At 34.4% G+C, this 12,569-nt stretch carries 11 protein-coding genes; 1 reads left to right on the forward strand and 10 read right to left on the reverse strand.

Going from position 1 to position 12,569, the window contains the following annotated elements; all coding sequences use genetic code 11:
• Positions 1-688: 688 nt before the first annotated feature.
• The 10 genes from DD829_RS19600 to DD829_RS19645 all read right to left on the reverse strand — a co-directional run bounded on the left by DD829_RS19600 (position 689) and on the right by DD829_RS19645 (position 11,712).
• On the reverse strand, positions 689-1,708 hold the full coding sequence (locus tag DD829_RS19600) for a tetratricopeptide repeat protein (RefSeq protein ID WP_108411230.1): 1,020 nt from the start codon (positions 1,706-1,708) through the stop codon (positions 689-691).
• Positions 1,701-3,398, reverse strand: a complete 1,698-nt coding sequence (locus DD829_RS19605) for an APC family permease (RefSeq protein WP_116548080.1) — start codon at positions 3,396-3,398, stop codon at positions 1,701-1,703. The genes DD829_RS19600 and DD829_RS19605 overlap by 8 nt, the downstream gene beginning before the upstream one ends.
• Positions 3,388-5,781 (reverse strand): hypothetical protein, encoded by a 2,394-nt coding sequence (locus DD829_RS19610; protein ID WP_116548081.1) that lies wholly within the window; start codon positions 5,779-5,781, stop codon positions 3,388-3,390. The genes DD829_RS19605 and DD829_RS19610 overlap by 11 nt, the downstream gene beginning before the upstream one ends.
• Entirely contained in the window at positions 5,772-6,515 is a 744-nt protein-coding gene (locus DD829_RS19615; RefSeq protein WP_108410676.1) for a hypothetical protein, read from the reverse strand. Before DD829_RS19615 ends, DD829_RS19610 begins: the two co-directional genes overlap by 10 nt.
• Positions 6,488-7,621 (reverse strand): AAA family ATPase, encoded by a 1,134-nt coding sequence (locus DD829_RS19620; RefSeq protein ID WP_108410677.1) that lies wholly within the window; start codon positions 7,619-7,621, stop codon positions 6,488-6,490. The genes DD829_RS19615 and DD829_RS19620 overlap by 28 nt, the downstream gene beginning before the upstream one ends.
• A 447-nt stretch (positions 7,622-8,068) precedes the next feature.
• The gene (locus DD829_RS19625) at positions 8,069-8,767 is read right to left on the reverse strand and encodes a hypothetical protein (RefSeq protein ID WP_116548082.1); all 699 of its coding nucleotides are present in this window, start codon (positions 8,765-8,767) and stop codon (positions 8,069-8,071) included.
• Positions 8,768-8,769: 2 nt separating this feature from the next.
• The gene (locus DD829_RS19630; RefSeq protein WP_116548083.1) at positions 8,770-9,369 is read right to left on the reverse strand and encodes a DUF4919 domain-containing protein; all 600 of its coding nucleotides are present in this window, start codon (positions 9,367-9,369) and stop codon (positions 8,770-8,772) included.
• A 322-nt stretch (positions 9,370-9,691) separates the two neighbouring features.
• Positions 9,692-10,405 carry a hypothetical protein gene (locus tag DD829_RS19635; RefSeq protein WP_108411480.1) on the reverse strand — a complete coding sequence of 238 codons (714 nt, stop codon included), beginning with the start codon at positions 10,403-10,405 and terminating at the stop codon, positions 9,692-9,694.
• Between the two features lie 2 nt (positions 10,406-10,407).
• Positions 10,408-10,992 (reverse strand): DUF4919 domain-containing protein, encoded by a 585-nt coding sequence (locus DD829_RS19640; RefSeq protein WP_116548084.1) that lies wholly within the window; start codon positions 10,990-10,992, stop codon positions 10,408-10,410.
• A gap of 81 nt (positions 10,993-11,073) precedes the next feature.
• Positions 11,074-11,712: a hypothetical protein gene (locus DD829_RS19645; protein WP_108411325.1), complete on the reverse strand. Its 639-nt coding sequence runs from the start codon at positions 11,710-11,712 to the stop codon at positions 11,074-11,076.
• Positions 11,713-11,851: 139 nt separating this feature from the next.
• On the opposite strand from DD829_RS19645, the gene deoD reads away from it, so the two are divergent.
• Entirely contained in the window at positions 11,852-12,562 is a 711-nt protein-coding gene (gene deoD, locus DD829_RS19650; RefSeq protein WP_087708910.1) for a purine-nucleoside phosphorylase, read from the forward strand.
• Positions 12,563-12,569: the final 7 nt, after the last annotated feature.

The raw sequence follows: 12,569 nt of genomic DNA on the forward strand, positions 1-12,569 counted from the left end.
GAATATAAATTAGATATGTTATGTAATTGTTTCATTTTATTCTTGTTGTTTTAAAAATGTTTTTTTGAAAGGCTTGAAAACCTGTTGCTTTCAATTTTCGGTTGCAAAGTAAATATGATTTTTTTTAACTCGCAAATTTATTTTTCATTTAAATATTTGAAAATCAATCAATTATTCGATAATTTTAGAATAGAGAATTTCCGTCCGCAATACTTTGCAGATGTCTTAAATACCTAAATGACTGTCTCTCATCGGGTTACTGATCACGCTCTATTTTCTTATTAATTGTTCATTTGTTATTAAATAATTTTCATTTTTATGGTTATTTTTTTTCATTCTAAATAATTTCTGCTCTAAAAACACAAAAAACGCCTCGGTAATCGAGGCGTTTTTGCAGTATTTTGATAAAATTTTTACGGTTTTACAGTAAATAATTTTCAAAGCAAGCACATTTCGCCTCATAAGATATCATCCATTCATACCCAAACGATCCCTTTAGTACAGGGCGATCGCATAGATTTAAACTGATATGTGCTCTTTGTATTGTCATTATTTTATGGTTGCAAAGATAAATCTTTTTCTTAAAAGTTTTTTATTTTGTCATTGCGAACTGAAAGTGAAGCAATCTATATGATATCATTTTACTTTGAGATTGCTTCGTCGCCTTGCTCCTCGCAATGACGAATCATCAATTCCTGAATATCCTGTTCCTTCCCGTCTTATATCTGGAAATATCTTTCAAAATCACTTCATCATCCGGATTGAAATACTTCAGTTCATTGACGATTTCTGAGCGGGTTGCTACTTTTTCGGCGATGATTTCATAGGCAATATTTCTTGTGGTCGATTGAAGTTTCGGATCTTTTTTAAATTCATGCTTCATGGCTTCAAGATAAGTAATCTTCTTCTCCGAAGGTGTTTTCTGATAAAGTTCCTGAATCTGCTGATCGAGTTTTTTCACATCAAAAATATTGGCAAAATAATTATTGAGACAATTGAACGCATCACGGTCTTCTTCCCAGCCTTTCAGCAGAATTTTCTGTGCTTCATCGGGCAATTCCATTTTTTTACGGTAAATTAAAGAACCTTTTACCATCTGACTGTTGTTTACATAATCGTCCACAACCATCTGATAATAAATGTTGGCATTTTTGGCATCATTTATTTTCCTGTACAGATCGCCTACTTTTTCTTTCTGTTCGAGTTCTTTGTACAAATCGATTGCTTTTTTATACTGCTTTGCTTTTTCGTAGCAGTTTGCGGCTTCCGATTTATTCTTCAGTTTTTTAAGATAAATTACTGCCGCTTCATTGTATAAACCTCCTTCTTCCAGCGTTTTTGCTCCTCGATAGTAATCTTTCATCAAGTTCATGTATACTTTTGCCGCTCTTTTATAATCTTTTTCGCTGATGTATTTCTGAGCCAGTTCTTCGTATTTATTCCTGATCTTATCGAAAAGTGATGCTTCCAGATAAAAATTTCCCCCTCCGTTTCTGGCTTTTCCCGAAGAGTTGTTTTCTTTTTCCTTTTTTTCCAACTGCATGAGTACCACAAAAATGATGAACGCGACAATGGCAAAAATCACCAAAGTTCCTACCACACTCCAAAAACTCTGATGGAAAAGCTGCGCCAGAATTCCGATTATTTTGATGATGGCGAGAATGAAAAATGCCGCCATAAATTTGTCTGTAAATTTCTGTCTATTCATCCTTATCAGATTTTAAAATGGTTTCATCTTCGCTGAAAAGACGGTAAAGAAGCAATACAATGCCGATAATAAGAATCCATACAAACCAGTTGTACCCGAACATTTCGATCAGTGGATAGAAAATATACGCCAACATCGCCATCAGAATAATCATTAGGAAAATCTTAGTTACCGCAGGAATATTGTCTCCGCCTACATTCAGCGATTTTCTTTTAACGAAGAAAGAATACAGTCCTACCGCTCCTGTCATCGCAACAATCAGCCAGAAAATTTCTGTAAAAGAGGTGCTTTTTTCTTCCGGATTACTTTTTTCAGCGTTCAATGTCGAAATAGCAGGCGGAGTCTGTGGAAGTTCTTTCGTTCCGTACAGCCTTCCCAATGAATCTTCCACCAAAATGGCTTTCTTTTTCATAATGGTTTTTACAACTCCTTCATCGGCAGGTTTCCCTGAACCTGATTTTTGAATGGAATCTTTAATTTTCTCTCTTATTTTTCCTTCATTCTGAGCCAGATATTTTACAATTTTCTTTCGGTACACTCTTTTTAATGAATCTGTTGCCGCATCTGTTTTGTCATTCAGCTTAAAAATATCATCCTGAATTTTATCAAGCGGTCTTCCACCGTTTTTGAGATATTCCTGATAACTTTTTTCACCCGGTTTGCTCATGCTTAGAGAGGCACTCATATGTTCTTTCATCAGTTCTCTCCGCTTTTTTCCGTACATAGAGTCGATCTTCATATCAATATTGGTAACTCCTGATTTGTATGCCACTACGGGAGCCATCATTGTTTTATCCGGAGTCTGTACTTTACCTGAAGAAATGGATTGAGATTCTTTATCTCCATCTTTATTAAGGTTCATAAAAACCCGTGCTAATCCCATCATTAAAAGAACCGCCCAGAATACCCAACGGTAATTTCTACCGGAAGATTTTCCATCCAAATTGTCTTCCTCTTTTTTACCAAACAGTTTTTCGAGCCATGAATTTTTAAATTTGAAAATTCCGAAACCATCTCCTCTCGAAGTTCCCATAATATCCAACGGAACGCCAAGTTCTACTGCTCTGTCCGGATATTTTTCGATATATTTTAAATATTTTTCTATTTCCTTTTTATTTCCCGCCATTACCTTTTTCATGTCAAACGGAAGATTTTTCATCCACTCTTCTTCGGTTTGCGGTTTTTCGAGAGATTCCAAAACTTTTTCATCGTCCATTTCAACGGTAAAGCTTTCGATTTTCTGAGGAATCTGTACTCCTTTCGAGGATTTTCTTCCTTTATCTTCCGAGATTTCCGGATTTTGAATGATGGAAATCCAGTCGATTTCTTCATTTAATTTAACCAGACCAAATTCGGGATGCATGATGAGATATTCCGCATCGATATTCTGCCACTCTTCAGGATTCACTTTTGGATAAAAGACCGTGTTTTCCGGAATAAAAAATCTATTGTCGACGCATTGAAAGTAAGAATTTCTGCCAATTTCGTTCGGAGCCAGATTTTTAAACACCAAAAAACATCCGTACAAAACATTCGGTTCTGTGGAAGGAATCGGGAACGACTGAACTTCATGTAAATCTATTCCTAATATTTCCATCTCATAAAGCCATACGAGCGGTGAAGAACCTTTGATTAAAAGTCCTTTTTTTGGGTAGCTGTTTTTCGGAAAAGGTTTAATTCTAAGTTCCATATTCCCAAATTTGATCTATAAACCGTTCCATATATTCAACATACATTTCTTCCATTGTTCTTACTTTCAACAGTGTATTCTGTGGCAGATAATATTCTGAGCCTCCGAATTCCGTGTTGGTTGCCAACGCCAGATTTCCATATTCTGTGGAAGGAATATAAAATTCGGGGATATTTTTGTTGCTGCTTTTAAAAGTCAGTATTCCGCGATTGTCCGTGATAATTTCGCTTCCGTCTGAAAAGGTAAATTTGTTTTTATTCTGCTCCGCACAGATTTCCAGTGGATAATGATTTTTATAAAATGTGATGGAATCTTCGTTATATAATTTGTTTAATTCGTTATTTGAAATGACGAGTCTTTTTTCTGTATTGATTCCGATATTGTGGAAATTATTCAGGACTTTTAATCCGCTATCATATAACTTTTGAATTTCTGACTGAACTTTTCCCTGATTCCTATAAATTAATTTACTGTTCAAAACATACTCTAATGAAATATTCCCCTCCATTGTAATAAGAGGAATCATATCACTATTCTCATCATATAAATAAAAATGTCGGGCAAAATATATTAACTGATGGGTATTGGGAATATTTTTCCCTGTAACATTAAGCTCGGAATATTCTTTAGTATTTAAATTCAATTTGGAAATCAGCTTTTTATCGGGTTGATACTGGCATAAAATAAAGTCTCCCTGCTTATTTTTTGCTAACGCAAACTGACCTTTTGGCTTTACAGAAATATCATCAATTAAAACTTCGCAGCCATGATGGGTTTTATATCTGTCATAATGATTCCGGTTGTAATAATTGTCTGAAAGATAAGTTCTCAGCAACTGTTTTTTATTGCTTAAAATAAAAAATTCACCTTCATACAGAAAGGTTGCGATTTTATTGATCGGCGCAGGAAACAAAATCGGATAATTGAACGGAACATTTGCTTTTTTGCCGTTCCCTGAAAATTTATTTTCCCTTCTATGTCTTCGTTCCGGCGGATTTGCCCACAGTTCCTGTAGCGGAAGCATAATTTTCTGGATGTGCTTTCTTGTTCCTTTATGATATTTGTAAAAGTTCAGTTCACCGTTTGCAGAAGTTGTCACCAAAAATTTCAGGCGGTCTCTGTTTTCGTGAATGATTTTCTGAAGATTTTGATGGCTTAAATTTTCCTGATTTGTGATGAAAAAAACTTCCAGATCTTTTTCTTTATGTTCTTCATTAAAAAACTTTTCAAGTGCGCCTGAAACTTCCAGAACCGGACTTACATGATTGAGATTTTCCACCACTTCATCCACTTTATCCAGAGACATCGGAATGATATTCTGTCCCAATGCAAAAACTTTGCATTCTGAATGTGCTTTCGGATGTTTGATGACTGCAATTGCCGATGCAAATGCCAAAACTTTCGGGGTTCCCCAGTTTTTCAGGGAAGTATCGATTAAAATAATTCTTTCAAAAATATTTTCTTCGGGCGGAATTTCTCTTTGGATAAACAACGCTTCATTGTTTGCAACACGGTTCATAAAAATATCATCTTCATTGGCAAATTCGGACAAAAGCATTCTGTGAAGTTCGCCTTTATTCGTCATATCCGAGATTCCTCCAATCGGTTGTTCTCCGGGCGAAAGATGACGCATCGGGATTTTCAGACCGCTCCAGATTCTTTTAATCAAACTTCCGACCTGAAATGTTTTCGGTTCTTCAATGAGTTCCTGAATAAAATCTTTATCAGTTTCTACTGTGGTTTCTTCTTCCACAACTTCATCTTCCAGTTCCGGAATTTCGACAGAGCCTCTCATTGCGCTAACAATAGATTGTGTAGTCGGGAATTTCCGCTGGAGCAATGCTAAAGTTTTAATATCTCTGTTAACGGCAATGGAAGTAAGAGTTCTTTTAACAGCCGCTTCTCCGATGATGTGGGGTTTAGTTTCAAATATTTTTAAGATTAATCCTGAATTTACAGAGGAAACCCGATTGTGACTGTCTCTGAAAATGGTCTGTAAAAGAATGATTTTATTCTGTCCCCGCTTCAAAGAACTTCCGATACTGCTCAGATTTTCCAAAAATTTAATGGCAAGATCTACATCGGATTCATTTTCTGCGAGATTATCTTTCTGCCTGTTCAGATAATAAAAAACGCCGTCTAAGTTTAAGTAGCCATCATGAAGCGCATACAAAACAAGCAATAAAGAACCGAAAGGCGGAAGACCCTGTTCTTTCAGTTCCTTAAGAATTTCCATTACGTAAGGTCTGTACGCAATTGCGCCTACATTCGGGATCGAAATAAGGTTGTTTTCATTATATCGGGTGTCGTCCGGAACATCTTTATCCGTTGTCCACTCCCAGAAATAATTGATATATGATTGGAAATAAGCAATTATATCCATTCCTGTGATTTTTCAGTCAGTCGGAACGAGCTTACGGATAATTTGCGGAAATCTTCTTTATTTAGGTACAGAACATTTCCGTTTTCGTTCCATAAAAGCCACTGATCGCGACCTGCGTTATATTTTCTCTGTAATAAAGAGCTTATGTTTTTAAATTCAAAATCGTAACCTGTCGGTAAAAGATGTCCGTCTTTTGACCAAAATGTTTTTCCCGGAAAACTTAATAAAGGGGTTCCTATAAATAAGGCATTGTCATTAATCACCATCCAGTCGATTTTTTCCAGTTTAAATTTCGGCAGTGCAATTATCGCTTCCCTGATTTCTTTAATTGAGCATAACAAAGCTGTTGCGGAATGCTCTTCTTCGCTTGGTTTCAGTTTAATTTCAATTTTTCCGTCAATTCCGAAAAAATTATTATTGAATGAAGGAAAAGTTAAGCGCAAAGCTTTATCAATGGGAGTCCAAAGCAAAGCCGTTCTCATTTTTTTGCTGGGAACCAAAGCGTCTTTCCGGAATAAAAGTCCGTCTCTTAATTCGTACAGCAGGAAATTCGGCAACTGTTGAATTTCAGAGGAAACCGCCTGTTCATCGGTAAAACCTTTCAGCCAGACCACATCTTCCTCCAAAGCGATCTGAACATTTTTCCAGTCGCGGATGGAGCCCAGAACATCTTCCTCTGCACGCGGAATTTCTGCCCAGAATTCTTTTAGACCGTTTGAAGAATCTTTTGCCATAGATTTTCAATTTCCTGTTGAATGTACTGTTTCTGCTCAGGGTTTCTGATCCACTCGCATCGCGTCTGAAGATATCTTAGTTTATCTTTAATGACATTCTGCTCTTCAAAACTCAAAGATCCCTGATTCCATTTTTCGACTAAGATTTTTACGTCTTTCATCACTTCTTCCGGATTCGGAGTTTTGTTTTGCAACGCCTGCGGATGAGATTTCGGATGGTCATCTTTTTCAATCGTTCTGTTGATTATACCTTCAAGAATTTCAATCTGTTCTTCGGTATCCCAAATATGTTTCAGCACCCATAAATCTGATAAAATCGCTTCGTTTCTGCCACAAATTAAAGCACTTGCCGCGATAAGGTTCTGTAATTTTACGGCTCGACGGTCGGAAATGGCAATTCCTGTATTTCGGAGACTGATGATCGTGTTTAAATAGACTTCGTAAATGGGTCTTAAATCGACTGTTTTACAAAGATTCTGAAGTTCTTTTATTTCGTGGGAAAGAATTTCGGGAGTTTCTGTTTCGATATTATTTTCCAGTTTTCTTCCGGCTAAAAGTACCTGGTGAAGAAGATCGGGATGTACATAATCTACATTAATTCTGATGAGAAAACGGTCGAACAAGGCGTTCAATGCTTCGTCTTCGGGAAGAACGTTACTCGCTCCCACGAACATGAGTGCAGGAAGGTGTTTGGTTTCTTTTCCTCTCTTAAAAATCTTTTCATTTAAAGCCATCAACAGGGAATTCAGAATGGCTGAATTGGCATTGAAAATCTCATCCAGAAAAACCATGGATGCTTCGGGCATCATTCCTTCGGTGTTGGTTAATAATTCTCCTTCTTTTAATTTTCGAATATCAAAAGGACCGAAAATTTCGTTCGGTTCTGTGAAACGGGTTAATAAATATTCGAAGTTTTTTCCATCTTTCACTGTTTTTGCCAATGTTCTTACAATGGCAGATTTTGCGGTTCCGGGAGGTCCGTACAAAAAAGCGTTTTCTCTTGCCAGAAGACAGATTCCCAATAAATCGACGACATCATTTTTTCCAACAAAGGTTTCTTTAACGTGGTTAAGAACGGTGTTTAATTTTTCTATATTTTGAGTCATTTGTTTTTATGTTATTTTTCTTTCTTGACGAAAATTATTGTTCTTTTGAACTATTTTTTTAACGCAAAGTCCACAAAGTTTATTTTAACTAATAACTGCTTTTAATTTCGCAAAGGTACTTCGACAAGCTCAGTATAAACTATTCACTTAGCAAGGAAACAAAGTTTTTATTTACTTTCTATATATTTTAACCATTAAGATTTATTAAGCTTGCCTTTAATTTGCTTGCAAATTCTTAATTCGTCTTAACTTCTTACCTATTCTTAATTGTTTAATTTTTGCGTGATTTTAGGTTTTGAACGCAAAGACCACAAAGTTTTTTTTAATTACTCACTGTTTTTAAGTTCGCAAAGGTACTTCGACAAGCTCAGCATAAACTATTAACTTAAAAAAGCGAGCAAAGGTTTAAATTTATTGTTATTTTTCTTCAAAGTAAAAGATTTAGTTTTATTTAATAAAAAATCTTAACAGGAAAAAGTAGATAAACTGGCTTATGGTCATTGCAAGTAAAATATCAATATAAAATGATAGCGAAAACATAAAAAAAGTCAGATCGTATACAAAATAAAGCACAATCAGAATACCCATAGTTATAAATCCCAAATATTTCCAAAGTGATGATGTTAAATTTAGCAGGAAAGAAATAATCATCAGCAATAAAACAACAAAACATAGAAAGAATACTCTTCCATACATCTGAAAATTTTTTGAAATGATGGGAATCAGTTGATTATAATCTATCTTTTTCGTAATCAACTCGTAAGCAATTACTAAAATCTCTCTGCAAATTTTAACAGGATTATGCCCAAAAATTAAAGCCACCGAAAAAAGTACAAAAACAAGTATGCCATGATAGATCACATTGATGATGTTTGATCTTCTCTGAGCATATTTTATCTGTTCTTTATCATCCAGACCCTCTTCATCTTTAAATTCTATTGAACTTCCGGGAAGGTATCCGAAATTAATTTTGATTCCATTCTTTAAAGTGTAACTGTATAAAGGTTTACCAAAATGGATCAGCATAGAGATCCCTTTTATGTCTTCCTTCAATAAAAATTTATTGATATAGTAAGGAATAACACAGAATAAAAACATATAGGAAGCAATAATTATTCCTATTACAATTGCCGAATTTATTTCCATAATTAGTTTTTACTTAAAAAATTCCACCAGCTTTTCTTTTTCGGCCTTTCAGTTTTTTCTTCTTCTTTTTCTGCCTCTGCATTTCTTTTGTTGAATGAAAAAGCAATTCTGCGGTAAGGAACAGAAATATCGAAGTAAACTTCGGAACCGTCGTTCAGCGTGAGAACATCCATTATTTTATCTTCTCCTTTAACGAGCTTCTGCATTGTATCTTCTTTATTGAAGTGATACCTTATCAGATCTCTTTCATCAGAAATTCTTGTGATAATGTAAGGTGAATCTTCTGTGCCGTCACCGGTTTTTTCGATACATTCAAAAATGATCTGTGCAATCGTCATTTCAATGTTCATTGCTTTTTCGTCGCCCAATTGTTTATAGGCAAAATATTTAAAGATATGAACACTCGGACTGAGCAAAATATTCACGTTTACATATTTTACGACCTCCTGAAATTTTCCTTCATTTAATAATTTCTGAACATTTCCTGTATCTTCGGAATAAGGATCATATTCCGGATCGTTAATAACGAGTTCTCTACACTTCAGAAAAGTTTCTCTGGTAGGATCGCTTAAAAATTCAAATACTTTTTCGTAGGTTCCCATTTATTGGTTATTGTTTTTTTGTCTTTTTCTGAAAAAACATTGTTTTTAACACAAAGTCCACAAAGTTTTTTTATCAACTAACTGTTTTTAAGCTCACAAAGGTACTTCGACAAGCTCAGCATAAACTATTCACTAGCAAAGAACTCAAAGGTTGTTTAATTATGGCAAATTACGCATAATCAGTTTTTTTTTGTCTTTTTTGAAAAGCTGCTTTTATCATTTGTTTTTAACGCAAATTTCTCAAAGTTTTTTTATAACTAAATGTTTTTAAATCACAAAAGCGTTTCCACTTAACAAAATATACAAAGTTTTATGATTATTTTTATTTAATGAAAAATCTTAATGATAAAAAATATAAAAACCCGCTTACGGTAAGTGATATCAGTAAATCTATATAAAAGCTAATCGGCAATTCAAAATATTTGAGACCCAATACAAAATAAGATCCTAAAAGCAAAAACATGACAAGTATATTGGTAAAGACCGAAAATGGTGCTAATGCCAAAAGAAATGATACAAAAACAAAATACGTCATTACCGCAAAAAACAGATAAAAAAACTTTCCATACATTACATATTGGCTGTTAACCATTGCTTTAAATTCTGAGAAACTCTGCTTTCCTGATATAAGATCATAAAAACTTTCTACCAAATTTCTGAAAACAGTAACAGGATTGTATCCCAATGCAAGACTTACAATGCTTGTAACAGCGATAATTAAGACCATTGTAATCATCTGCAATAAAAAAATATTTTTAGCCAGATTTCTGAAATATCTTTTTTCTTCAGAAGAGTCTATTGCAAAATCTTCCAGATGGAATTTAAGACCATAATTAAGAGGAATATAACCAAAGTTTATTTTTACTCCGCTTTTTAAGCTGTAGGAATAGAGAAATTTACCGAATGCTGAAAAAACGTTTACTTCTTCTATTTTCAGCTTTAAAAATCTGCTGCTCAAATAATAAGCAAAAATGCAGAACAGAAAACCGTAAGTCGAAAAAATGATACCGAGAGTGAAAGCTGTATTTATTTCCATATTTAGTTTTTACTTAAAAAATTCCACCAGCTTTTCTTTTTTGGCTTTTCTGCTTTTTTTCCTTCCGATTTTTCTTTATTCAAAAGAAATTTAGACCTCTTGTAAGCATCGGTAATATCAAAATACAATTCAGAACCGTCTTCAAGAGTTAACACATCTAAATATTTATCTTCATGCTGAATTAATCTTTTCTGAAGATATTTTTTGCTTAAACGAAGTTCCAGAAGATCATCTTCATCAGAAACCCTGATAACAATATAAGGATTTTCTATAGTTCCGTCTCCTGTTTTTTCTATACAATTCAGAATATTATGACAGATAAATACTATACTTTCTGCAGCTTTTGTATTTCCTATCTCATTTAAAGAAATAAATTTTAAAAAATGTGCTCTTGGACTTAATAAAACATTAATGGTAACGTAATAATTCAATTTATCATATTCCTTATTTTCATATAGTTTTTTCATGATTTCCAAATCATCAGAATCAGGATCGTAATCAGGATTAGTGATAATCAATTCTCTGTGTTTTAAAAAATTTTCCTTTGTAGGATCTGCCACAAAATCAAATACAGTCTTTTCTCTCATTCTCTTAGGTTATTGTTTTTTAGTTTTTTCTAAAGAACTTCTGGTTTATAGTTTATTTTTAAAAGCAGAATCCTTAAAATTTTAATGATCTATTGTTTTTAGCTCTTTCCAAAATACATCTTTGTGCAAGCCAAATTCGGCAGTCAACAGATTATTGAGGTAAGGAATTTCAGCAAGCTGATAGGATTTTTTTTCTACAATTCTTTCCAGATATAATTTTCGGTAGGTTTTGTCTTTTAATTCTTCTTCCCAGTTGATGTCTTCGAGATCGAGATCAAATCCTACTGCTGAATAGTGAAATTGTTTCAGAACATTTTCCAGCATTTTCACCAAAGGATCTTCCGGATCTGAAACCTGTAAAGCAGAAACAATCTGTGGTAAAAACCGGAGTGATAAATCTGCGGACAGAATGCCTGAAACATCTCTTTTCCCTTTGAAAGACGGAATTAATTTGTTTAAATCTTTAGCCGTATTTTCTCTTATTAAATGAAGCTGCGCACTGTGATAGACAACTTTTGCAGCCCAGACTGCTGTTTCTGTATCGCAGACAAGTGTATCGGATAAAAATTCAAGCCTTTCTTTTTCAAACTCAGCCTGAAAATAATCTGCGGCATCCTGCTCTTCTTTTTTGGAAATTTCATGAATATCTGAAAAAATGGTGATGCATTCTTCTTTTCGGAGCAGAAATAAAGTGTCTAAAAAAGTTGATTTTTTTTCCATCATTTAACAAAAATAAAAAATATTCTTTTCGAATTGAAAATTTTGAAGGTAAGTTGATTATAAATCTTTAATTAAAAAATCATTGTTCAAGGATTAAGAAATCACAATTTTATATCTTTGCCCTTTCAAATAAAAAATTATGAGTATCCACATCAGTGCAAAAAAAGGAGAAATTGCTAAAGTTGTTTTACAACCCGGAGATCCGCTGCGTGCCAAATACATTGCGGAAAACTTTTTGGAAGATGCTAAACTGGTAAGCCAGACCAGAGGAATTTTATATTACACAGGGTTATATAAAGGGAAGGAAATCTCTGTGGGAGCAAGCGGAATGGGCTTTCCAAGCATCGGAATTTACTCTTTTGAGCTTTTTACAGAGTATGATGTAGATACGATCATCAGAATCGGAACCTGCGGTGCGTATACCACAGACCTGAAAGTGTATGATCTTCTGAATGTGGAAAATGCAGCCAGTGAAAGCACCTACGCAAAATTCGCATGGGGAATTGAAGAGGAAAGCATTTCTCATCAGGGAAATATCTTCAATACCATCAACGAAACGGCAAAAGAAATGTCTTTAACGGCAAAAGCGACGAATATCCACAGCAGCGATATTTTTTACAGAAAAGATCCTGCAATTCCAGCAATTGCTACAAAATACAACTGTCCGGCGGTAGAAATGGAAGCTTTCGGATTGTTTGCCAATGCTAAACATTTAGGAAAAAATGCGGCAACGATTCTTACGGTTTCCGATATCATTCCTACGCACGAAAATATTTCGGCTGACCAGAGAGAAAAGGCTTTGAAACCAATGATCGAGCTTGCTTTGGAAGCGGGGATTAAGAGTTTGTAAAAAAGTT

This window comes from Chryseobacterium sp. HMWF035, assembly GCF_003094695.1.
Lineage (GTDB): Bacteria > Bacteroidota > Bacteroidia > Flavobacteriales > Weeksellaceae > Chryseobacterium > Chryseobacterium gambrini.